This window comes from Bhargavaea beijingensis, assembly GCF_900101985.1.
GTDB lineage: Bacteria > Bacillota > Bacilli > Bacillales_A > Planococcaceae > Bhargavaea > Bhargavaea beijingensis.
On the sequence record NZ_FNAR01000010.1, the window covers coordinates 25,660 to 49,263 of the forward strand.

General features: G+C 53.3%; 22 protein-coding genes. 16 read left to right on the plus strand and 6 right to left on the minus strand.

Annotated elements, in window-relative coordinates:
* Positions 1–49 precede the first annotated feature (49 nt).
* The 6 genes from BLT01_RS08840 to BLT01_RS08865 all read left to right on the plus strand — a co-directional run bounded on the left by BLT01_RS08840 (position 50) and on the right by BLT01_RS08865 (position 5,970).
* The gene (locus BLT01_RS08840; protein WP_092097271.1) at positions 50–946 is read left to right on the plus strand and encodes a CobW family GTP-binding protein; all 897 of its coding nucleotides are present in this window, start codon (positions 50–52) and stop codon (positions 944–946) included.
* Complete coding sequence (locus BLT01_RS08845; protein WP_092097274.1) at positions 943–1,197, plus strand: hypothetical protein; 255 nt, start codon at positions 943–945, stop codon at positions 1,195–1,197. The genes BLT01_RS08840 and BLT01_RS08845 overlap by 4 nt, the downstream gene beginning before the upstream one ends.
* 168 nt (positions 1,198–1,365) lie before the next feature.
* Positions 1,366–2,289: a CAP domain-containing protein gene (locus BLT01_RS15505; protein ID WP_407639306.1), complete on the plus strand. Its 924-nt coding sequence runs from the start codon at positions 1,366–1,368 to the stop codon at positions 2,287–2,289.
* Between the two features lie 155 nt (positions 2,290–2,444).
* Positions 2,445–3,845, plus strand: a complete 1,401-nt coding sequence (locus BLT01_RS08855) for a spore germination protein (RefSeq protein WP_245696904.1) — start codon at positions 2,445–2,447, stop codon at positions 3,843–3,845.
* Positions 3,845–4,885, plus strand: coding sequence for a GerAB/ArcD/ProY family transporter (locus tag BLT01_RS08860; RefSeq protein ID WP_092097277.1), 1,041 nt, complete (start codon positions 3,845–3,847; stop codon positions 4,883–4,885). The genes BLT01_RS08855 and BLT01_RS08860 overlap by 1 nt, the downstream gene beginning before the upstream one ends.
* Positions 4,882–5,970 (plus strand): Ger(x)C family spore germination protein, encoded by a 1,089-nt coding sequence (locus BLT01_RS08865; RefSeq protein ID WP_092097281.1) that lies wholly within the window; start codon positions 4,882–4,884, stop codon positions 5,968–5,970. The genes BLT01_RS08860 and BLT01_RS08865 overlap by 4 nt, the downstream gene beginning before the upstream one ends.
* Before the next feature lie 58 nt (positions 5,971–6,028).
* Here the strand turns inward: BLT01_RS08865 and BLT01_RS08870 are convergent, their stop codons facing one another.
* Positions 6,029–7,390 carry an MATE family efflux transporter gene (locus BLT01_RS08870; protein ID WP_092097283.1) on the minus strand — a complete coding sequence of 454 codons (1,362 nt, stop codon included), beginning with the start codon at positions 7,388–7,390 and terminating at the stop codon, positions 6,029–6,031.
* A gap of 102 nt (positions 7,391–7,492) precedes the next feature.
* On the opposite strand from BLT01_RS08870, the gene BLT01_RS08875 reads away from it, so the two are divergent.
* The 6 genes from BLT01_RS08875 (at position 7,493) to BLT01_RS08900 (ending at position 16,356) form a co-directional block, all read left to right on the plus strand.
* Positions 7,493–8,569 carry an undecaprenyldiphospho-muramoylpentapeptide beta-N-acetylglucosaminyltransferase gene (locus BLT01_RS08875; protein ID WP_092097285.1) on the plus strand — a complete coding sequence of 359 codons (1,077 nt, stop codon included), beginning with the start codon at positions 7,493–7,495 and terminating at the stop codon, positions 8,567–8,569.
* A gap of 265 nt (positions 8,570–8,834) precedes the next feature.
* Positions 8,835–11,651 (plus strand): 2-oxoglutarate dehydrogenase E1 component, encoded by a 2,817-nt coding sequence (locus tag BLT01_RS08880; protein WP_092097288.1) that lies wholly within the window; start codon positions 8,835–8,837, stop codon positions 11,649–11,651.
* 30 nt (positions 11,652–11,681) lie between these two features.
* A complete protein-coding gene (gene odhB, locus BLT01_RS08885; RefSeq protein WP_092097291.1) occupies positions 11,682–12,941 on the plus strand; it encodes a 2-oxoglutarate dehydrogenase complex dihydrolipoyllysine-residue succinyltransferase in 1,260 nt (419 codons plus the stop codon).
* A 395-nt stretch (positions 12,942–13,336) separates the two neighbouring features.
* Complete coding sequence (locus BLT01_RS08890) at positions 13,337–13,534, plus strand: DUF6501 family protein (RefSeq protein WP_092097294.1); 198 nt, start codon at positions 13,337–13,339, stop codon at positions 13,532–13,534.
* Between the two features lie 53 nt (positions 13,535–13,587).
* Complete coding sequence (locus tag BLT01_RS08895) at positions 13,588–14,451, plus strand: AAA family ATPase (RefSeq protein ID WP_092097297.1); 864 nt, start codon at positions 13,588–13,590, stop codon at positions 14,449–14,451.
* A 6-nt stretch (positions 14,452–14,457) separates the two neighbouring features.
* Positions 14,458–16,356, plus strand: a complete 1,899-nt coding sequence (locus tag BLT01_RS08900) for a vWA domain-containing protein (protein WP_092097300.1) — start codon at positions 14,458–14,460, stop codon at positions 16,354–16,356.
* A 20-nt stretch (positions 16,357–16,376) separates the two neighbouring features.
* On the opposite strand, the gene BLT01_RS08905 is transcribed toward BLT01_RS08900, so the two are convergent.
* Positions 16,377–17,579, minus strand: a complete 1,203-nt coding sequence (locus tag BLT01_RS08905) for a toxic anion resistance protein (protein WP_092097303.1) — start codon at positions 17,577–17,579, stop codon at positions 16,377–16,379.
* The gene (locus BLT01_RS08910; RefSeq protein ID WP_092097306.1) at positions 17,554–18,270 is read right to left on the minus strand and encodes a 5-bromo-4-chloroindolyl phosphate hydrolysis family protein; all 717 of its coding nucleotides are present in this window, start codon (positions 18,268–18,270) and stop codon (positions 17,554–17,556) included. Before BLT01_RS08910 ends, BLT01_RS08905 begins: the two co-directional genes overlap by 26 nt.
* Positions 18,271–18,487: 217 nt before the next feature.
* On the opposite strand from BLT01_RS08910, the gene BLT01_RS08915 reads away from it, so the two are divergent.
* The 3 genes from BLT01_RS08915 (at position 18,488) to BLT01_RS08925 (ending at position 19,813) form a co-directional block, all read left to right on the plus strand.
* Positions 18,488–18,790: a DUF1033 family protein gene (locus tag BLT01_RS08915; RefSeq protein ID WP_092097309.1), complete on the plus strand. Its 303-nt coding sequence runs from the start codon at positions 18,488–18,490 to the stop codon at positions 18,788–18,790.
* Between the two features lie 207 nt (positions 18,791–18,997).
* Positions 18,998–19,198, plus strand: a complete 201-nt coding sequence (locus BLT01_RS08920; RefSeq protein ID WP_008298364.1) for a cold-shock protein — start codon at positions 18,998–19,000, stop codon at positions 19,196–19,198.
* A gap of 135 nt (positions 19,199–19,333) precedes the next feature.
* Positions 19,334–19,813: a YkvA family protein gene (locus BLT01_RS08925; RefSeq protein ID WP_092097312.1), complete on the plus strand. Its 480-nt coding sequence runs from the start codon at positions 19,334–19,336 to the stop codon at positions 19,811–19,813.
* Positions 19,814–19,861: 48 nt separating this feature from the next.
* Here BLT01_RS08925 and BLT01_RS08930 read toward each other — a convergent pair whose 3' ends face one another.
* From BLT01_RS08930 to msrA, 3 genes are all read right to left on the minus strand, one after another.
* Positions 19,862–21,472 carry an ABC-F family ATP-binding cassette domain-containing protein gene (locus BLT01_RS08930; protein ID WP_092097314.1) on the minus strand — a complete coding sequence of 537 codons (1,611 nt, stop codon included), beginning with the start codon at positions 21,470–21,472 and terminating at the stop codon, positions 19,862–19,864.
* An 86-nt stretch (positions 21,473–21,558) separates the two neighbouring features.
* A complete protein-coding gene (locus BLT01_RS08935; RefSeq protein ID WP_092097316.1) occupies positions 21,559–21,813 on the minus strand; it encodes a hypothetical protein in 255 nt (84 codons plus the stop codon).
* Positions 21,814–21,954: 141 nt separating this feature from the next.
* Entirely contained in the window at positions 21,955–22,488 is a 534-nt protein-coding gene (gene msrA, locus BLT01_RS08940; protein ID WP_092097319.1) for a peptide-methionine (S)-S-oxide reductase MsrA, read from the minus strand.
* A 127-nt stretch (positions 22,489–22,615) separates the two neighbouring features.
* On the opposite strand from msrA, the gene BLT01_RS08945 reads away from it, so the two are divergent.
* A complete protein-coding gene (locus BLT01_RS08945) occupies positions 22,616–23,599 on the plus strand; it encodes an LCP family protein (RefSeq protein WP_092097322.1) in 984 nt (327 codons plus the stop codon).
* Positions 23,600–23,604: the final 5 nt, after the last annotated feature.

A 23,604-nucleotide genomic window follows, 5' to 3' on the forward strand; every position in this document is an offset into this window, starting at 1 on the left:
GCGGAGTCCAAACAGGATTCCGCCTGTTTCATTGAAAGGATGACTGAAGATGACCGAAGTTTATATCCTGAGCGGATTTCTCGGGAGCGGGAAAACCTCGTTGCTGGCAGGCCTGATCCGACAGGCAAAAGAAATGGGACTGAAGCCGGGAGTGATCATGAATGAACTCGGTGAACTGGCCTTTGATTCGGATGCGGTTGAGGATGACGTGCCGCTGAAGGAAATCCTGAACGGGTGCATCTGTTGCACAGGCGCGGAAAAGACCGAATCACAGATGCAGTCCCTGCTCCACGAGAACGTCGATATTATTTTCATCGAGACGACCGGGGCAGCCCATCCTGTCGAAGTGCTGGATGCCGTGCATTCCCCTTTGTTTGGAGACCAACTCGCCGTAAAGGGGATTGTCACTGTGGCGGACGGAAGGCGTTACCTGTCGGCAGATGGCATGTCGCCCCAGGTCCGGATGCTGTTTCTTGAACAGATCCGCCATGCGGGATTCATTTTGCTGAACAAAAGCGATCTGCTGACGGATTCCGAGAAAAGTGAGGCCGTCATGGGCATCCAATCGCTGAACCCTGTTGCGCAGATTGTTGAAACGGTGGACAGCAAGATCCCCCTGGCCGCCCTCCGCGGCATGGAGCAGCAACCTTCCACAACTCCCGTGCGGCAAGCAGGCATCGGCAGCCACCTTCCGATCGGCACGCAACTTGTGACATTCACTGAGCCGGTAGACCGGGATGCATTCGAGGATTGGATCCGCTCATTGCCGGGGACGGTCTACCGGATGAAGGGCTATGTGCCGCTGAAGGGAAGCAAATATCCGTCCCTGTTCCAATACGCATACGGGATGGTCCAATGGATTCCGGAATACATGAACATGCCGGCAAACCTCGTCCTGATCGGTGAGGGGCTCTCCGGAATCCATGTGCCGGGTGCCAGGCGATGAATGACCAGGAGCGCCTGGTCTCGGCGTACAGGAAGCTTTGGCGGGGAAGGGCGGCCGCCCGGGAAGCATCCTCCTTCCAGGAGATACGCTCCCTGGCCGAAGATGAACTGGCTGACAGGCTGACCCATCCCAGGTTGAGAAAAAAACACGAAGATAAGTTGGCAGAGATCACAGAACGCATCCGATCTTCCTCTCTCGGCAAGGAAGATCAGGATCTGCTCATCCGCTTCTATCGGTCTCTGACAACATGATGTCAACCGCTCTTAAAATGAAATAGTCGGGCGTCCTGCCGGAAATTTCCTATGAACCATCCGCAGGGACGCCTATTTTCATAGGCGGGGGGATGGCTGGTCCTGGAGGAAAGTGCTGGAACGATATGCATTCCACCCTTCGTGTACGATGGTTGCCGAAGGGAGGAATTGAGAATGAAAAAAACGATTTCCGTTCTCGCTATGAGCGCGGCGCTTCTGACGCCGGGCATCGCTGCGCACGCACAGCAGGCAACAGAAAACGAACCATCCCAGAAGATCAACGTGGAGGGTGTTTCTCTGCATACATATGTAGCCGGAGAAGTCATCCGTTATAACGGCGAAGACTTGTCCAAGCTGGACATCCATAGCCTGATCCAGAAAGTCCTGAAAGAATATGGGTTCAAACTACCTGAACCGGCTGCCGGACAGGAAAAGCCGGAATCTGTAAAACCGGAGGAACCTGAAGCTCCAGAAACCGGGGACAAGCAGGAACAGCCAAAACCTGAACCAGCACCGGCCCCAGAGCAACCGAAAGAAGAGAAACCGGCTCCAGCACCGGAAAAGCCTAAAGAAGAGACCCCTGAACCTGAAAAACCGGAAGAACAGAAGCCCGAAGCTGAAAAGCCTGCGGCTCCAGCTCCTGCCCCGACTCCTCAGCAACCGTCCAAGCCTTCTGCTGAACCGAACGAACAAGCGCCTCAGCAGACTGCCGGCCTGAGCGCAGTTGAACAGAAAGTCCTCGATCTCACCAATGCTGAACGCGCCAAAGCCGGTCTCAAGCCGCTGGCGGCAGATTCGAAACTGATGGAGGCGGCAAGGGCGAAGTCCGCGGATATGCGCAAGAATAATTACTTCTCACACAATAGCCCGGTTCTTGGCTCCCCGTTTGACCAGATGAAGGCAGCCGGCATCAGCTACAAGAAAGCTGCCGAAAACATCGCGATGGGCCAACGATCGCCTGAAGAAGTCGTGAAAGCTTGGATGGAATCGCCTGGCCACCGCCAGAACATCCTTACACCTGAGTTCACGCACATCGGCATCGGCTATGATTCGAACGGCCACTACTGGACTCAGCAGTTTATCCAGAAATAATCAAGCAGAAAAACGAGCCATCACTCAAGATGTTTAATGAGTGATGGCTTTTTTCTGTGGTCTTTTTTCAAGTGCGGGTGAGCATCTCGTCCGTCATGCAGAAGAGAGAATAAATCTGATGAAGGAAGCGGATACTTGCGGAAGAGGTGATTCATTTGAATGCCGAGTATGTGCAATCCATCCATAGCTTTTTCAATAACTCAGTAGACCTTGAAGTGAAGGAATGCGAGGTCGCGGGTGTTTCTGCTTTTCTCTGTTACTATTCGACACTCATTAATACCGAAATGGCAGACAAGCATCTTGAGTTGCTTGAAAAAAGGGCGGTATCCGGAAGTGACCAATGGGGCAATTCAGCCACCTCTTCCGCTGAAGCCTTTAACCAGGAAAAGCTGGCCGCCCAGGTGTGTATGGGCAATCTGATCGTCATTTTTCCGGATACCAACATGATGCTTGCCATTCAGGCCAATAATGCCCCGAAACGATCTCCTGAAGAACCGGAGAACGAATCCGTTGTGAGGGGACCACACGAAGGATTTATTGAAAATATCGCCGCAAATGTCGGCATGGTCAGAAAACGGCTTCAACGCAAAGATTTGGTGATGGAAAGCTTCCATCAAGAAAAAACCTTTGCCAATATTCATTTGTTGTATCTGTCGGATGCCATAGATTCGGATGTGCTGACCGAAATCCAAAGACGAATTAGAGAAATTCCGTATACCGAATTCTACAGTGTCGGGCAGATTGAAGATTATGTGGAGGACAATGTGTATACGCCTTTTCCGCTTTATATCAATACCGAGCGTCCGGATAGGGTGACCTATAATCTGCTTGAGGGGAAAGTGGCCATTTTTATCGAGAGTTCTCCAACGACGCTGATCGGGCCTGCAAACTTTTATGCATTTTATGAATCTCCGGATGACTACAACAGCCGGATCATCGTCGGCTCCTTTTATCGGATGGTCCGGGTAGTCGCTTTTTTCACTGCGATTCTGCTTCCGGCCTTTTATATCTCTGTTTTAAGCTTCCATTCGGAAATCCTGCCCCTTGAACTTGCCAAAACGGTAAAGCTGGCGGTCAACGACATCCCTTATCGGCCATTGTTCGAAGCAATCGTCCTGGAGTTGTTCATCGAACTGATCAGGGAAGCGAGCATCCGGTTGCCGCAGCGGATCGGCCAGACCGTCGGCATCGTCGGTGGAATCATTATTGGAGATGCCATCGTCAGTGCCGGCCTCGCATCCAGCCTGATGGTCATCGTGGTTGCGATGACAGCCATCGCCAGTTACGTGATCCCTTCCGTGGAGATGAATATGGCGGTGAGGCTGATCCGGTTTCCTTTCATGATCCTCGGGGCACTGCTCGGTTTTCTCGGGATGGTCATCGGGACGCTGTTCCTCTTTATTCACTTGTTGAATCTTACCTCACTTGGCCAGCCTTACCTGTCTCCGATTACTCCGTTCGATCCGAGCCGGTTCAAGGATGTCTTTTTCCGGGTGCCTTACTTCCGTCCGGACAAGCAGCAGAAAACCTTCACGAGTGAAGGGAACCGCAAGTAATGGGAACAAGAATTACACAACTGCAGATGTTCCTCATGCTGTTTATCGCCCAGACCGGCACCGTCTTCATCTCATTTCAGTCACCGCTGATCCAGATAGCCGGCACCGAGTCTTGGTTCGTTTTTTTCTGCCTTGGATTGCTTTTCCTTCCCCATATATGGCTCTTCGAGCGGTTTTTCCAGTATTTTGTATGGTCAAAACCGATTTGCATCATGTATGCGGGTTATTGGTTTTTCATTTGTGTGAGTTTTACAGGGAAAAATGTCTACACCTTAAATGTCTGGGCTTTTCCGGAGACGCCTGTTTTATTGGTTATCGTTCTGATGGGCTCGGTGATGCTTGCGGTTGTGCTCAGCAAACCGTCCACTGCCGTTAACCTTGGCGTCATCCTCATTCCGCTAATTGTGATTTTCATCTTGTTTGTTTCCATGGCTGTCAATGATCTGATCTGGACTAATCTGTTACCGGTCGGACAGTTGTCTTTGGGAGAATTTCGAAAAGCGGTCCAGCCAGCCCAGCTTCCGTTTGTCGGGATTGAACTGTACTTGCTTTTTAGGCTGATGCAACCGGAGAAGGTCGGTTTCCGAAGGTTGTTCCTTTATTTCGCGATATGGTTTGCATTCTTCCTATATATGCTGATTTTTCCGCTCGCCTATTTTTCCCTCAAGGAATTTGAACTGTTCCCTGATCCCATCATCTATTTGCTGAGGTCCCAGGAAGTGACCTTCGTAGAGCGGCTTGACTTGTTCTTCATCTATATTTGGCTGGCCTGGTCCATCGTAACCATCTCTCTCTATGCTTTTGCTGTGATTCGGCTGCTGGGCCTGATGGGAATCTTGTATTACAAAAAAATTGCTGTATGGATGACAGTCCTATTCATTATCGCCACCTATTTTGTGGTGAATAAGAATGCCGTTCAGTTCAACGCCAAGGTGATCCCCTATATACACGGTATATTTGGAGTGGCCCTGCCAGCAGCAGTCATTGTTTTCAATAAGATTAAAGGACGGACAAATGCCGGAAAGGGGATATCTTCATGAAGCGCTTGCTTATCATCTTGTTACCGGCAGCCCTGCTTTTGTCCGGTTGCTGGGATGAGCTGATCTTCAAAGACACCCAGATGGTGACCATGGTCGGTATTGAAGGAGATTCCGAAGAAGTAACAGTGAATTATGGCTTTCCGGCAGTGACTGACAGCAGTTTGGAAATTTCCACTATCGAAGCGAAGGGACGCACATACGGGGAAGCCCGGAACGATGCGAACGAACGCTCCAGCGAGGTGCTGGACCTCAGCTTTATGCAAATCCTTTTCTTGACCGAAGATGCGGCAAGGTACAGAGTCTATGATTTTTTGGACAACTTCTTTCGAATACCCAGGAACCGGGTGATCGCTCATGTGATGTTGACCCAGGGGGAGCTTAAGGATTATTTCGCAATCTCAGGGGACTACTCCAAATTCCTTAACAGCTCTGAAAGTTACAGCAAGATGATCAATACGTTCCACCAGTATTCATTATCTACCATGTATGATCTTCAGCAAGTCTGCACCATCCTTTTTGACGAGGGGATGGATCTCTCGCTTCCGGTTATCAGGATCAACCAAGAATCCGGAAAGCCCGAACTTGCCGGAACCGGATTGTTCAAGGGCATGGAATATACCGGAGAGATGCTGACTGTCGATGAGGGACGACTTCTCACCATGCTCAAAGGAGAAGAAGGATCCATTCTCCGAATGAGCTATGAGGTCGATGTGGATGGGGAAAAGGTTCCGATCCTGCTGGAGCTGGTGGACAACAAGCAGAAAATCAACATAGATGGAGAACAGGCGGGCATCGATCTGCAGATTGTAGTTGAGGCGGAAGAGTTCGCACACGGGCCTGTGTATAAAGGGGAAAAGCAATTTAATGAGCTGGAGGACCAGCTGGGAAAACTCATCGAAGAAGACATTGACCGGCTGATCGGAAGGCTCCAGGAAGCCGGCAGTGACGCCATCGGCATCGGGCGCAGGGTTCGTGCCTTCCATGAGGATATTTGGAAAAAAGGGAATTGGAACGATACGTTTGCCGACATGGAAATCGATGCAAGCGTTAAACTTACAATGGAACGTTCCGGTATTCTGGAGTAACAACAAAGACAGCCCCGCGCTTCCATATTAATGGAGGCACGGGGCTGTTTGACAGGAACTATAGTTGGAGCATGGCAGCTGCTTTTTTCCGCTGGATAAGCAACAGTCTGACCGATAACGTAATCGCTCCTGCGGTCAGTCCGGTGATGAGGCCAATCCAGTAGCCGAATGGGCCGAAGCCGGTATGGTTGGCGATCAGGTAGCCGACCGGAAGGCCGATCACCCAGTATGAAATGATGGCCATGATGAACGTGACATTCACGTCTTTATATCCCCGGAGCGCTCCCTGTACGGGTGCCTGTACGGCGTCCGACAGCTGGAAAAACGCCGCGAAGATAAAGAATTGGACGGAAAGCCGGACGATGGCTCTGTCCTCTGTGTACAGGGAGGCGATCCCTTCACGGAATGTAACGAGAATAAAGATGGAGACCAGGCTGAACAACATTGCCATTCCGACACCGAGCCAGCTGTATTCTTTCGCTTCCTTCCACCTGCCTGCTCCCGCTTCATGGCCGACGAGGATCGTCGCACCCATTGAAAGGCTGAGCGGAATCATGTAAAGGAGTGAGGTGAAGTTGAGTGCAATCTGGTGGGCGGAAATGGTTTCTGTCGAGTACCCGCTCATAAAGAGGGTGACCACCGCAAAGATGCTTGTTTCCGTGAAGATTGAAATGCCGATCGGAACGCCCAGGAACACAATCTCCTTCCATCTCGGAATGGAGATACGCTCCCATTTGCCGTATAGTTGAAACGGCTGGAACGGGCGTTTGGTGCGGGTGACAAATACCGCTATCGCCAGGATGATCCAATAAGTGATGGCAGACGCGACACCGGCTCCCGCACCGCCCAGTTCCGGGAATCCCGCCTTGCCGAAGATGAACAGCCAGTTCAGAAGAATGTTTACCGGTGCGGAGAGCAGGGTGATGATCATGGTGACCCGCGTGGCGCCGAGGGCATCGATAAACGAACGGATGACCGTATAGGCAAACAGCGGGACCAGCCCGGCACTCATTGCCGTCAGATAGCCGGCGGATACGTGGCGGACTTCTTCTTCGATCGGCATCTGGCCGAGACCGAAGCGGATGACGGCCTGCAGCAGGATCAGCACTGCCGCGGATAGAGCCAGGCTGATGTACAGCCCCTGCTGTACCGTGGGGCGCGCTTCCTCCTTGCGGCCCGCCCCGATCGACTGGGCGACGATCGGAGTCACGGACAGGAGGATTCCTGCGAGCCCCGTATAAACGGGATTCCAGAATGAAGAGCCGATCGTCACGCCGGCCAAGTGTTCGGAGTCATAGCGGCCGGTCATGAGAATGTCAAAGAAAGCCATCAGGTACATCGCCACCTGGGTGACAAGGATCGGACCGACGACTTTCGCCATCGTGCCGGCCTTCAGGCGGAGCGGCCTGCGCGTTTTCATTCTGTCTTGCCTCCATTCCGTAGGATACTTGCATTCAGCTGTGGTACGATGGATAATGCGTTCATATGTTTGAAACACTGTAAATGAATTGAGGGAAAAGCAATGACACGACCGAACATCATCCTCACCGGCGGCGGTACGGCCGGACACGTTTCACTGAACCAGGCGATTATCCCGTCGCTGATTGAGCAGGGCTACGACGTCCATTATATCGGGTCCCGCGAAGGAATAGAAAAAAATCTGATCACGGAATCCCATCCGTCCGTACCCTATTATGAAATTTCGAGCGGGAAGCTCCGCCGCTATTTCTCGATGAAAAACTTCAGTGACCCGTTCAAGGTGGGAGCGGGCGTGCTCCAGGCATATCGGATCATCCGCAAACTGAAGCCATCACTGATTTTCTCCAAAGGAGGATTTGTCTCCGTACCGGTGATTCTCGCCGGCCGGATGGCGGGGATCCCTGTGGTCATCCATGAGTCCGATGTCACGCCCGGCCTTGCAAACAAGCTGGCAATGCCGTTTGCGGATCATGTGTTCACGGTGTTCCCAGAAACGGTTCCGCACGTCCGGAAAGCCGAAGCGACCTGTACGGGCCCGGTCATCCGCCAGGAGCTGTTCGAGGGATCAAAGGATAAAGGACTCCGGATCTCCGGTTTCTCCGGCAGGAAGCCGGTCCTTCTCGTCATGGGCGGCAGCCAGGGATCCGCGGTATTGAATGAGGCGGTCCGCTCCAATTTGCCGGAACTTCTGAAAACGACCGATATCATCCACTTGTGCGGCAGGGGTCATCTGGACACGGCTTTGGATCAGATGGAAGGTTATTCGCAATTTGAGTATGTCACAGATGAGCTGAGCCATATGCTGAAAGCGGCCGATCTGGTCGTATCCCGTGCGGGTTCGAACTCCATCTTTGAGTTTCTGGCGCTCAGGCTTCCGATGCTCCTTATTCCTCTGTCGGCAGAAAAGAGCAGAGGGGACCAGATCCTGAATGCCGGGCTGTTCGAGAAAGCCGGTTTCGCCGTTGTGCTGCAGGAAGAGGAAGTCGGGCGCCAAGCGTTTCTTGACGCCATCCGATCGCTGCAGGACCGCGCGCAGAATATCATCCTGAAAATGGAGCAGGCAGAACCGCCGAAAACCCCCGGAGAAATGGCTTCTCTGATTCTTTCACACTCCAGATAAATTGGATGTTTCCGGTTGAAAATGTTTAATATTACACGTCCATCAGTAATCTAGAGGCATGTATCCGCTTACAACGGATATGCCTTGTTTTTTAGTAAAAAAAGATTGTATTTTGTCGGTACAGTAGTAAGATTGAGTTGGACAAAAACGCAGGCGTCTCTTTGGATGCCGTTTGCTTTCAGTGTCAGAGACGGCATGCTAAAATTGATGCGGACCTTTAATATAGAGGTAGACGATGCCAGCGTAAAAAGTGGAGGGTATCTACATGTCAAACAATTTTGCTGCTCCCGGTTCGCCTTGGGGTTCCTTCTCCGGGCCGAACCTGGGGTATGTGATGGAGCAGTATGATCTGTTCCAGAACGATCCGGACCAGGTCGACCCAGAATTAGCGGAACTTTTCAGGAGTTTCGGTGCACCGGTATTGTCGGATTCCGTTACCGGCACAGCTGAAGCGCCTGCAGGCACTTCCCCGGCACAGTTCGGCAAAATCGTTGCAGCGGCACAGCTGGCGGATTCCATCCGCCAAAACGGCCATCTTGCGGCGAACATTTTCCCGCTGAAGGACCGCGAACTGGACAATTCCAGGATTGTCCCGTCCGCTTACGGGCTTACTGAAGCGGACCTCGTATCGATGCCGGCTTCGATTTTCTTCCATGAACAGGTTCCGGAAGGGGTATCGAACGGCCTTGATGCAATCAATCATCTGACGCGCATCTACACAGGCAAGGCGGCTTATGAGTTCACACAGGTCATCAACCCGGAAGAGCGCAAATGGCTGCGTTCTTACATCGAGTCGGGCAAAGTTCGGCCGGGGCTGGATGATAGCCAGCGCCGCGAACTGCTCGACCGCCTGACGAAGATCGAAGGCTTCGAGAAATTCATCCACCGCACATTCGTCGGAGCAAAACGCTTCTCCATCGAAGGCCTCGATTCGCTTGTGGTCCTGATGGATGAGCTTGTCCGCAGTGCCCATGAGGAAAAGATGAAGGAAGTTCTCATCGGCATGGCTCACCGCGGCCGGCTTAACGTTCTGACCCACGTGCTCAACAAGCCATATGAGATCATGCTTGCCCAATTTGCGGGCCTCGAGGAAGAGCCGTTCATTCCAGAAGACGGTTCCCTCGAACTGACACATGGCTGGTTCGGCGATGTGAAATACCATATGGGCGCCACTTACACGGCTCCTGACGGCCTGAAGGTCAAATTGGCCTACAACCCGTCGCACCTTGAGGTGGTCAACCCTGTCGTCACCGGCCAGACTCGTGCTGCCCAGGAAGATACTGGCCATCCGGGCCTTCCGGAACAAAATGAAAAAGACGCTTTTGCCATTCTTGTGCACGGTGATGCAGCATTTGCAGGCCAGGGCATCAATATGGAAACCATGAACTACAGCCGCACAAGCGGATTCAAGACCGGAGGTTCCATCCATGTGATCGCGAACAACAGGATCGGATTCACGACGGAATTCTATGATTCCCGTTCGACCCGCTATGCCTCGGATCCTGCCAAAGGGTACGAAGTTCCGGTCATCCACGTCAACGCGGATGATCCCGAGATGGTCATCGCCATCGCCCGCTTCGCGTTCGAATACCGCAACAAGTTCGGCAAGGACATCCTGCTCGACCTCGTCGGCTATCGCCGTTACGGCCACAACGAAATGGATGAGCCGCTTGTGACGAATCCGGTCATGTACCACAAGGTCCACCAGCATCCGACAGTCCGTGAACTGTACGGCCAGGAGCTGACTGAAAAGGGGATCGTGAAGCCGGAAGAAGTCGAGAAGTTCGACGCTGAAACATTCGCCATGCTTCAGGAGTCTTACGACAAGGTAAAAGAGACATCCGCAAAAGAGATGGCGGACAACAGCACGCCTGAAACCATCATGGCCGGCTATCCGGGCGTGGAAACAGGTGTGTCCGAAGATCGTCTCCGCAAGATGAACGAAGAGCTTCTGAACTACCCTGAAGACTTCCGTGTCTTCAAGAAGCTTTCCCGCATCCTGAAGCGCCGTGAAGAGCCGTTTAACGGCAAGGGCAAGATTGATTGGGCGCATGCGGAGACACTGGCATTCGGTTCGATTCTGCAGGACGGACATCCGATCCGCCTGACAGGACAGGACTCCCAGCGCGGCACGTTTGCGCATCGCCACCTTGTTCTTCATGATGAACAAGACGGCAGGGAACTTGTGCCGCTCCACCATATCAGTGACGCCAACGCCTCGTTCGCGGTCTACAACAGCCCGCTGAGCGAAGCATCGATTGTCGCATATGAGTTCGGTTACACGCTTGAGAACAAGAATGCGCTCGTCCTCTGGGAAGCCCAGTACGGCGACTTTGCCAACATGGCACAGATGATCTTTGACCAGTTCATCTCTTCCAGCGCTTCGAAGTGGGGGCAGACGTCCGGGCTTGTCATGCTTCTTCCGCACGGTTATGAAGGACAGGGGCCGGAGCACTCCAGTGCCCGCCTTGAGCGTTTCCTCCAGCTTGCAGGGGAAAACAACTGGACAGTCGCAAACCTGTCGAGTGCCGCGAACTACTTCCATATCCTTCGCCGCCAGGCGCAGCATCTAGGCGAAGACATCATCCGTCCGCTTGTCATCACGTCACCGAAGTCTCTTCTCCGCCACCCGCTGGTCGGCGCTGATGTAGAAGACCTGACGTCCGGCAAGTTCCAGACAGTCATCGAACAGCCGGGTCTCGGAAATGATCCTGAAAAGGTTGAGCGCATCGCCTTTGCCAGCGGCAAGATGGCGATCGACCTTGCCGAGCAGGTCAAGGAAGGCGAAGGCTACGAATGGCTTCACATTATCCGCGTCGAGCAGCTGTACCCGTTCCCGTCTGAGCGGATTGCAGAAATCATCGAGCGCTACCCGAATGTGAAGGAATTCGTCTGGGTACAGGAAGAGCCGAAAAATATGGGTTCGTGGTCGTTTGCAGAACCGTTCGTACGGGAACTTGCAGGGGAGAAGCCGGTGCGCTACTGCGGCCGGATCCGCCGTTCGAGCCCGTCGGAAGGCGACGGAAAGTCCCACAAGATTGAACAGGACCGCATCATCAATGAAGCACTGAGCAAATCCTAAGGTTTGCATGATCATAAGGAGGAATCCACCTTGGCAGAAATCAAAGTGCCTGAACTTGCAGAATCCATCACGGAAGGAACGGTCGCCCAGTGGCTGAAACAGCCGGGCGAACAAGTAGAAAAAGGCGAATTCATCGTCGAACTCGAGACTGACAAAGTCAACGTCGAAGTCATCTCCGAAGAAGCGGGCGTAGTCCAGGAACTGCTCGCAGAAGAAGGCGACACAGTGGAAGTCGGACAGGTTATTGCCATCGTAGGCGAAGGTTCCGGCGCAGCCGCAGCTCCGGCTGAAAAGCCTGCAGCGGAAGCGGCACCTGCTCCTGAAGCGAAAAAAGAAGAGCAGCAGGCGGCACCTGCTGCCTCCGTGGAAGCAAGCGAAGAAGCCGGCGCCGGCGACCGTACGATCGCCAGCCCCGCAGCGCGCAAGCTTGCCCGCGAAAAAGGCATCGACCTCGCTTCCATCACACCGGTTGATCCGATGGGCCGTGTACGCGTCCAGGACGTCGAAGCGGCAGCTGCTGCGCCTAAGCAAGCGCCACAGCAACAGGCTGCCAAACCTGCGGCACCGGCCGTTTCCTCAGATGAAGAATCCGGCCGCGTAACACGCGAGAAAATGTCGCGCCGCCGCCAGACCATCGCAAAGCGTCTTCTGGAAGTTCGCCAGAACACAGCGATGCTCACTACTTTCAACGAAATCGACATGACAAACGTCATGGAACTGCGCAAGCGCAAAAAAGACGAGTTCGAGAAGAAGTTCGGTGCACGCCTCGGCTTCATGTCCTTCTTCACGAAAGCGGTCGTTGCGGCTCTTAAACAGTACCCTTACGTGAACTCCGAGCTTGACGGCAATGACCTCCTGCTCAAGAACTACTATGATGTAGGGATTGCGGTATCCACGGAAGAAGGCCTTGTCGTACCGGTTGTGCGTGACGCAGACCGCAAGAACTTTGCCGAGATCGAGAAAGACATCGCCGACCTCGCGACAAAGGCCCGCGACAAGAAGCTTGCACTGTCCGACCTTTCCGGAGGTTCGTTCACGATCACAAACGGCGGCGTATTCGGGTCGCTCTTCTCCACACCGATTCTGAACGGCACGCAGGTCGGGATTCTCGGCATGCACACCATCCAGAAGCGCCCTGTGGCAGTCGGCGACAACGTCGAAATCCGCCCGATGATGTTTGTTGCGCTTTCGTATGACCACCGAGTCATCGACGGCAAAGACTCCGTCGGCTTCCTGAAGACTGTCAAGGAAATGATCGAGAATCCGGAAGACCTTCTCCTCGGTTCCTGATCTGCAATACGATGAAAAACGCCTCTTAATGGGGCGTTTTTTGTTTGGGGTTTGCGGAGTCGTCAAGGGGGACGGGGCTTTTCATTTGCTGTTGCGGTTTCGTCATTCGCCTGTTTGGATTCGTCATTCATCCCGGCGGTTTCCGCATTCCGGCAGATCATTTCGTCATTGGGGCATCCGCTTGGGACGAATGACGAAATTGCGGTCGTGAATACTGAAACCGGAGCCATGAATGACGAGACTTTTCCCGTGAATGACGAAACCCGCACACCAGATAAAACACTCACCCCGCAAACTATGCCCACTCCACTTTACACAATACGCTCCACCTGTATCATTGAAATCAGGGATCCCTTTTGTCTATAATGGAACCATGTTAAAGGAGGCGGCAGCCGATGGATTTTAGGCAGTGGAAAGACGCGCCGGCGATCCGCACAGTGACGTGCAAGCATACGGACGCGGAAAAGTACTTAGTGTCGAATGTGCTGACACCGGGCAAGGAATACGAAGTGAAAAACGAGACCGATGAATTCATTTTTGTCGTGGACAACACGGGCAAAGTCGGCGGTTTCTATAAAACGTATTTTGAATGATCCGGAGGCCCGGCGGGAAAACCGCCGGGCCTTTTGCTGAGGGAGGACTGTTTATGCTGGCGATTATCGAAGAAGAGCGGAAGGAACGAAATGGCCGGACGTATCCCGCCGAGGAGGCGGCACTGATCGGCCAGGGGGGATATGTGACACCGGATGATCACCTATGGGAGGATGTGCTGACGGCGGTGGTCATCCGCCGTCCCGTCCTCCTGAAGGGCCCTTCAGGCTCTGGAAAAACGAAGTTTGCCGAATCGGTCTCGGCGTTTTTCAACCAGCCGATGCATCAGATCAACTGTTCGGTCGACCTTGACGCCGAATCATTGATCGGGTTCAAAACAATCATCCGGCAGGACGGGGATACGGTGATCGATTTCGTCGACGGGCCGGTCGTGAAGGCGATGAAAGAAGGCCATATCCTTTATATTGATGAAATCAACATGGCGAAGCCGGAAACCCTTCCGATTCTCCACAGTGTGCTGGACTATCGGAGGATGCTGACGAATCCGTTTACCGGCGAGGTCATCCACGCCCATCCCGATTTTACCGTCATTGCCGCGATCAACGAGGGATATGTCGGGACGGTTCCGATGAATGAAGCGCTGAAAAACCGGTTCATCGCTTTCCAGGTTCCTTATCTCGGCCAGGAACAATCGAAGGCGCTCTTGGAACGAGAGTTCCCCGATGCTCCCCGCACGCTTATCATGACCATGCTGAACATCTCGGAGGATCTGAAAAACCAGGCGAAAAACGGACTTTTGGCCGATGAAGCCGCGTCCATCAGAAGCCTGATCGATGCCACGGAACTGGCACTTCATATGGGGCCTGAACGGGCTGTTCGTTATGCAATCGCGGAAAAGCTCGAAGATCCGGGAGAACGGCAACTTGTTATGGATCTTGCTGCCACATGGATCCGGTGATGCCTGATGACATCCATTAACCGGTTTATCGATTTTAATGACGAACTGATCGATGCAGGGGAGAGGCTGAGGCTGGAGCGCCTTGCACGAGCACTTACCGGTGTGGCGGACCTCGGGCTGACCGAAAGGCAGCATATCGAATTCCGTCCTGCCTACAATGAGCTGGCGATGAGCGTGTTTTGGAGGCATCGGGACCCAGTAGTAACCGAACTGGGCAGGCTGTCGGACCTTTATCTGCTTGCGGCAGGATTCTGGTCCCGGTTCGACTTGGCTGTCTGGGGGGAGTATCGTGCAGCAACGGAAACGAATCCGCTCCGGGAATTTCTCCGGTCGGCCGTCCTGTTGTTCGAAGAGCTCCGCATCACGGACGAGGTCATCGCCGAACGGTCCGGCACGGCGGAAGCGTTCACGCTCAGAAGGCAGCTTTACGGAGAGTTTCATAAAGGCCAGCAGCCGGTCAACCTAAGCCGGGGATTCCGTGCGGATGCGCTGTTCAATCACCTCTATGCTGTCATTCACGGAATGCCGGATGACTATGCTTCATCCGAAGAGGAGCTGGCCGGTCTCGTGGAACCTGTGCTTTTCCACGTGTTCGATGCCCGATCGACGGCGGACTCGGTCCGTGTGGCAGAGCGTTTGGCTCCGTTGCTGTACGGACGCCTGGACAGAGACCTCCATCACACTTATTACGCGGTAGGAGATGGGCTCACAGGCCCGAAATCCGACTTTCATTACCATAGAGGAACCAGAGACCGGGAAAAAGGGGAATCTGGCAAGAAAGATTCGGTCGGGGAGCTGTTCTCGACCTGGCATGCTGCCAACCGGTCGGAGAAAGGCATGCACCTTAACTATGAGCTTGAACACGGACGGATTGGAGAGGGCGATGGGGCGGGTGCCAGGGAAGGCCGTGAAGGAACGGAAGCGACATCATCCGAGCGGGGCCGGTCATCCGCAGACGAGCGCACAGGCGTTGCACGTGAGGCGGGAAGCGAGGCGATTTCGGCCGAATCCGGCTCCTGGAAAAAAGCAGAAGGGTTCGGTACGGCAAATGAATCAGTCGTTTATAGGGAGATGCTTGCCGAGGCTGACAACAGCACTGAAGCCCTCGAACGGATCCTTAAATGGCGGGAAGAATCCGTCCCGCATGTACGCGCAATCGTCAAAGAAATGCAGAAACGGATCGAGAGGAAAAAGGAAGAGAGAAGGGAAGGGCTGCCGAAGGGGCGCCTGTCCAAAAATCCGGTTTCGGTTCTCCTTACCGAACGTCCGCGACCGTTCTACCGGAAGCAGAGCCCGTCCAAGCGGCTGGATGCAGCGTTCGGTCTTTTGGTGGACGGCTCGGGGTCGATGGCGGACAAACTGGACGAGACGAAAAAAGCTGTCCTTCTCTTTCACGACATTCTCCGTTCGATGGACACGGCGCATGGCATAGCGGTCTACCAGGAAGATTCCGCGGCAGCGACCAAAACGCGCCAGCCGAATACTTTCCGGTGGCTGCACCGGTTCCAGGATAACGGCAAGGATGACGGGAAAAGGATCCTGCAGCTGGAGGCGGGTGATGACAACAGGGACGGTTTCGCTGTCCGCTGGATGACCCGAAGATTACTTCAGCGTCCGGAGGCACACCGGTTCCTGCTGGTGTTCTCGGACGGTGAGCCTTCTGCGTTCGGATATGGCCAGAACGGGATCGTCGATACGGCAGAAGCCGTCCGGGAGGCGGAAAAGCAGGGGATTACGGTCATTCATCTGTTTCTGTCCTCGGCACCGGCAACTGCGCGCCAGCAAGAGCTGTTCAGGATGATGTTCGGCAACCGGTCGGTGTCGGCTGAATCGATCGACCGTTTTTCCGACGAAACGTTGCGCATTCTCCGAAAACTGCTGGTGCTCGCTACCGGAAATATGTAGGATAAACAGAAAAACCGTCCTCATTGAGGACGGTTTTCCGCTTTTTCCGAAACTGCGATCAGGCGTTGCTTGAGTTCTTCTTCCATTCTGGCAATCTCGATTTCTGCGGCTTTCCGCTTAGCGCGTCCGTCCGCCTGGATGGCCAATGTCTCCTCGATGGTGGAGATCAGGTTTTCCTGGGTTTTCTTGAGCGTGTCTACTTCCACGATGCCTCGCTCGTTTTCCTTGGCAGTTTCGATGCTGTTCATCTTAAGCATCTCGGAGTTTCTGAGAAGAAGCTCGTTTGTCGTCTCTGTGACCGCCCGCTGGGACTCGACCGCTTTACGCTGGCGATTGAGGGTCAGGGCGATGGCGATCTGGTTTTTCCATAGAGGGATCGAGGTCATGATCGACGACTGGATCTTTTCGGCCAGCGTCTGGTTCGTCTGTTGGATCATCCGGATTTGTGGAGCGCTTTGAATCGTGATCTGGCGGGACAGCTGCAAGTCGTAGATGCGCTTTTCAAGCCGATCGACAAACTGAGCCATGTCGTTGACTTCCTGGATCGCCATCTGGTCATTTGTCTCCTCGGCTTTTCTTCTCATTGCCGGAATGATTTCATTGGCGATTTCATCCCGCTTGAGTTCTGCCGCAGCAATATAAACGTTAAGCGCCTGGAAATAGGCCTTGTTCTGGTCGTACAGCTGGTCAAGCATATGGACATCCTCGATGAGTCCGCGCTTGGCATGCTCAAGCTGGACGCCGATGCGGTCAATCTGGGTGCTCAGCTTCTGATACTTCGTCATCAGCTCCTGAACGGATTTTTGCACCCGTCCGAACCATTTTCGGATGCCTGTTTTTTTCTCAACAGATAAGTCTTCCGGATCGATTTCGTTCAGCTTTCCCATCAGGTCTTTCAGGACATCGCCGACAGGGCCGATGTCTTTGGACTGGACGTGGTCGAGCATCTTATGGGAGAACGTCGAAAGCTGGCTTTGCGCATTAGCGCCGTAGGTGAGGATCGCTTCATAATCTCCTGCGGGAATCTGTTTGGCGAGATCCCGTGCTTTTTGCTGCTCTTCCTCACTGAGGCGTTCCATCAGCTTGACGCCCGGCTTGGCAGGTGCCTGATTTGCCATCTCATCCGGGAGAAGGGCGGTCTGGGGCTTCAGATCGAACGGATTGTCGAGAAGGTCGTCCATCGTCAGGTCAGCCGTTTCACGGGCGGGTTTGTTGTCTGTCATCAGTGTCGTCTCCTTTCAGCGGCGCTTCTTCGGGCTGTTCCAGCTGTTTTTGCTCTTGCCGTTCAAGCTGCCTTTTTTCCTTACCCGTCAGGACATCCGCATAGTCCAGTTCGAACCTCAATGTTTCCAGGTCCGTGGCAAGCGCGCGTTTGACGTCTTTGCGGATTTCCACGTTCAGGTCTTTCAGGGTTTCCCGTGTGTCTTCAAGTGCTTGTTTCATTTCATCGTCTTTTGCCGGCTGGTTTGCCAGGAGCGCATACTTGGATGACAGCTCGACCGCGGAGTCGAGGTGGGCATAAAAGAATTTCTCGACATTATAGAACTTTTTCGGGTTTTGCTGGACTATCCCGATGATCCGCTTGGACAGCTTATTCAAGTCGTTCAGCTGGCGGAATGCCTGTACAGAACGGATGCTGCCGTAATGGGTATTCAGCTGCCGCAGTTTGGCTTTTGCCTGTCCCAGCTGGTGGACGATATGTTTATATTCGGACCTAGTCATTCCGAGCTGTTTCACCGTTGAGCCGATCTGAACCTGCCTGATCCCAAAATCGCCCGCAAGGTAGATGGCGATGAGCAGGCCGGTGGCGGGAACGAACCCCATGCCGGCACCCAACAGGAAATACAGCCAAGATCCGAAACTGACCGGCAGCATGATCGCATGCCGCGTCAAAAATTGCTGGAATGTATTCATCTGGCCGGACCTCCTAAAGGAATCTCACTATTTTTACGTCCGGATCGTCCGGAAAGTTTCATTTTTGTTTCCGGCGCGGCCTGTCTCCATTATATCGCATACCCGCTCGAGTAACATCCGAATCGCCTGCAGCCGAGCGTTACGCGTGGACATTGGGCATTCATTTGCTACAATGGGATCGAAGTCAGCATCACATTGATAAAGAAGGTTGATCGGTATGTATGAAATCATTTATATGAGAGCAGACTATGAACCATGGTGGCAATTTGAGGGCTGGGAAGAGCATGTCGTGGAACGGAAGGTTTTCGACTGCGAGGAAACTGCACGGGCGGGCCTGTCCGAGCTGATTGCCCGGCTGCGGCAGGAGTGTGAGCATGAGGCGGAGAAAGACGGCAAGTTCTGGGCGTTCTGGAACGTGAAAGAAATCTGCTTTTGTGAAGACTGCGCGGAGGACCTGCAGCTTTATCACGGCCTGATCGTCATGAAAGACGGAAAGCCGCACCCGTTTTCAAAAAAATAAAAAAATATTCCGGGCGTCGTCGTTGACACGCTTCCTGAAGATGGTATAATGTCATTAATTGAACAAAAGGACTGGAAACACGGATTCACCTATTATAAAAAGTGATCGGGGTTCAAGTCGGTACTTTTTATAATATGTGAATTTTTTTGTTCCTCCAAAAAAGTTCCATATTAAAATTATTTCTTTTAAGTTGGGGGTAAAGTCAACATGAAACAAGGTACAGTAAAATGGTTCAACGCGGAAAAGGGATTCGGCTTCATCGAGGTTGAAGGCGAAGACGACGTATTCGTACACTTCTCCGCCATCCAGGGCGAAGGCTTCAAGACGCTTGACGAAGGCCAGCAAGTTGAGTTCGAAGTTGTCGAAGGCAACCGCGGACCACAGGCTGCAAACGTCGTCAAGCTCTGAGCGGCGGATTCATATGGAGGCTTCCGGATGTTCCGGAAGCCTCTTTTTCGTTTCACGGGGCAGGCTTGGAATATTTTTCATGTACGTTTTATTTGGCGGTAACTTTGGTATAGGACGGGGAAGGGACGTGATCGAATGGATTCAGATTTGAAGCGTCCGCTGCCTTCTGGGAAGGAGCAGCAGGACTTTTATGAGCGGCTGAGGGAAAAGGTGGCCTCCTGGCTCGGGGACAAGCCCGGAAAGCGGGGGCGGTTTGCCGATATCATCCTGTTTGCGCCGGACTTGTTCCATCTTCTCATGAAGTCGATGACCGACAGCCGGATCGACAGGAAAAGCAAGCTGCTTGTCGCAAGCGGGATTCTTTACTTTATCTCGCCGATCGATTTTCTGCCGGAAGGTATCCTCGGGCCGGGCGGCTATCTCGATGACGTGGCGGTCGCCACGTTCATCGTGAACACTTTGGTCAATTCGGCAGGAGAAGAGGTGCTGGAGGAGCACTGGACGGGCAATGTAAAGCTTCTACGCACGCTTGAACGCATCAGCGCAAAAGGCGGCAAGGTGATACGGAAACTTCCTGCCGGCACGCTGGCGCGCCGGTTTATCCGCAAGCGGTAAATGAACAGAAAAAAGGAGACGGCATTTGCCGTCTCCTTTTTTGTGGAATCAGTTGGCAACACCCTGAGTGTCACGCCATTCCAGGTATTCATCGTAGCTGAGCTGTTTATCGAGGATGGTCCCGTCATCCAAGATTTCGATCACACGGTTTGCAACCGTCTGGATAAACTGATGGTCATGCGACGTAAAGATCATTGCGCCCTTGAAGGCGATCAGGCCGTTGTTGAGCGCCTGAATCGATTCGAGGTCGAGGTGGTTCGTCGGCTCATCGAAGAGCAGGACATTTGCGTTTGTCAGCATCATCTTCGACAGCATGCAGCGGACTTTCTCGCCTCCGGAAAGGACGGACGGCTTTTTCTTCACTTCTTCGCCGGAGAACAGCATTCTTCCGAGGAAGCCGCGGAGGAACGTCTCCGTCTGGTCCTCGGGAGAGTACTGGCGCAGCCAGTCAACGAGTGTCGGCTGGTTGGTGCCTTCGAAGAACTCGCTGTTGTCCTGCGGGAAGTACGCCTGCGAAGTGGTGACGCCCCATTTGAATGAGCCCGCTTCCGGTTCACGTTCGCCGGCAAGGACATCCAGAAGTGCCGTTTTGGCAAGGGGATTTCCGAGAAGGATGATTTTATCGTCTTTGTTCATCGTGAAGTTGATGCCTTTTACGTATGTCTGGCCTTCTTCGGTGATCGTAAGGTCCTTTACCTGGAGGACATCGTTTCCGATCTCTCGTCCGATCTGGAAGTTGACATACGGATATCGGCGTGAAGACGGTTTGATGTCGTCCAGCTCGATTTTATCGAGCATTTTCTTTCTGGAAGTGGCCTGTTTGGATTTCGAGGCGTTCGCACTGAATCGGGCGATAAATGCCTGGAGTTCCTTGACCTTTTCTTCTTTTTTCTTGTTCTGCTCGGCCGCCATCCTTGCCGCCAGCTGGCTGGACTCGTACCAAAAGTCATAGTTGCCGACGTAGACCTGGATCTTGCTGAAGTCGAGATCCGCAATATGGGTACATACTTTGTTCAGGAAGTGGCGGTCGTGGGAAACGACGATGACGGTATTCTCGAAGTTGATGAGGAACTCTTCCAGCCACTGGATCGCTTTCAGGTCAAGGTGGTTGGTCGGCTCGTCAAGCAGCAGGACGTCCGGCTTGCCGAAGAGCGCCTGTGCGAGGAGGACCTTCACTTTGTCGGAACCGCTCAGTTCCTTCATCTTGACGTGGTGCATCGATTCCGGGATGCCGAGGCCCTGCAGGAGGATCGACGCATCGGTTTCCGCTTCCCAGCCGTTCATTTCGGCGAACTCGCCTTCAAGTTCGGCTGCGCGCATGCCATCTTCGTCGGAGAAGTCTTCCTTCATATAGATGGCGTTTTTCTCCGTCATGACTTCAAACAGGCGCTTGTGGCCCATGATGACCGTCTCAAGAACTTCGTTTTCTTCGTACTGGAAGTGGTCCTGCTTCAGAACGGCGAGGCGTTCGTCTGGCCCCATCGATACGTTGCCCGTCTGCGGCTCCAGCTCGCCGGAAAGAATTTTGAGGAACGTGGATTTCCCGGCGCCGTTCGCGCCGATCAGTCCGTAGCAGTTCCCCGGTGTGAATTTTATATTGACGTCTTCGAACAGCTTGCGGTCGCCGAAGCGAAGACTGACGTTGCTGACCTGGATCATGCATTCTCCTCCTTGTTCACAATGCTCCGATTATACCACAAACACATGCCGAACTGTAACCGGAGATGCGGAGAAGTACCGTCGGTCTATGAAGCGCCGAGCCGGTTGCTCCGGCGGTTCAGATAATGTTCCAATGTACCGAGCTCTTCGTTGATGAGCTCCTCCATCCGGTTGTAGTCATTTCGTTCCGGCAGGCGCGTAAATTCGCCGCCGCTGCATGAAAAAAGGAAATAAAACTCACCGATGCGCCTGAATAAAAAAACCGTCTCCGGAAAGTCATCAAAAACAGCTTTGATCTGATATTTGCGGGCATACGCCCACTGCATAAGTTTCATATTCATCACCTTCATTCCCAATATTAACCGGTGATGTTTGAGAACGCAAGTTCGGGTGTCCTTGTAAGTCGGACTGGAAGCTGATATAAGATATAATTGTGAAAAAGCAAGGGAGATCAATAGAAAAGCACCCGCCGAAACGGATGCTCACTGTCCCCAATGGGTGCTGATGAAGTTGTCTCGGCCGGATTTGGCACGGTCTTGTTCATAATGCTCGCGTTCTTTGAGATAATAGTCCTGATGGTAGTCTTCGGCCCGGTAGAATATCGAGGCCGGAAGGATTTCCGTGACAATCGGCTTGTCGAACCGTCCGCTTGTCTCGAGGGCTTCCCGGGAACGCAAGGCAGCCTCACGTTGTTCTTCGGTCGTATAGAAGATCGCCGTCCGGTAAGAGTCACCGCGGTCATGGAACTGTCCGCCGTCGTCGGTCGGATCAATCTGCTGCCAGTATATGTTCAGCAGTTCCTCATAGGGGAATACATCCGGAAGGAATTCGATCTCGACCGCCTCGAAATGCCCCGTGTCTCCGCGCTTGACGTCCTCGTACGTCGGGTTCTCAAGCGTTCCGCCGGTATAGCCTGAGACGAGATCAATCACGCCGTCCCATTCTTTGAACGGCTTGACCATGCACCAGAAGCATCCCCCGGCGAAAATTGCTTTTTCGGTCTTTTGTCCTGCCATTTCAGCACCTTCTCTTCCTATGGATACACTCGGAATGTATTGTAGCACCCGGCAAACCAGCCAGCAAGTGCAACCCCGGTAAGGAAGGCGGCGTCCTATTCACGAATAAGAGTTTGGAGGAATTCTAATGGAAACATCGCATACAAGGAGGGGCAGGAAACGGCGCCGCAGGCTCCGTCCGTTCCGGACACTGTTCGCTCTGCTTTTTGTTTTGGCGATTGCCGCCGGCCTGTACTCCGTTTGGCAATATAACCAGGGACGCGAACTGGCGGCCGGAGAAAAGCCGGATTCCGGGCCGTTCAGCGGCGATCCGATCGATCCGCAATATCCCTATGTAGAAAATTACTTGCTTCTTGGCATCGATGACGACAAATCGGGGAAGTCGCGTTCGGATACGATGATCCTGGCGTCGCTCGATAAAGAAAACAACCGGGTCAAGCTTGTCTCGTTCATGAGGGATATCTATGCGGATATCCCGGGTTATCAATCCTACAAACTGAACACAGCCTATTATCTTGGCGGTGTGCAATTGACGAAGGACACGATTTCCGGCATGTTCGGTGTACCGATTCACCATTATGCCGTGACAGACTTTGACAATTTCGAAAAACTGATTGATATCGCCGCTCCCGGCGGCGTCCGGATCGATGTGGAAAAACCGATGTCCGAGAAAATTGGTGTAACACTGACGCAGGGCACTCATGACCTGAATGGCAAAGAGCTTCTCGGCTATGCGCGATTTCGTGCGGACAGCGAAGGGGACTTCGGACGAGTGAAACGCCAGCAGAAAGTCATTGCCGCCCTGAAGGACGAAGTGATTTCTCCAAGCACCCTGCCGCGCCTTCCAAAACTGGCCGGTGCCGCTACGAGTTACGTTGAAACCGATGTCGGCGGCCTGGACGGGCTCCGCAAAGTGCTGAAAGCGGCCGCTTCGGGTGGGTTGGAGCTTGAACGGATGACCATTCCCGTGGATGGGACCTACAGTTTCGGAACTTATTCGCATGCCGGCTCAGTCCTTGAACTTGACGTATCCGCCAATCGGGAAGCGATCAGCGAGTTTCTTGGGACTCCCGGAGCGATGAAAGGCGCATCAGCGCACCTTATGCCATAAACAGA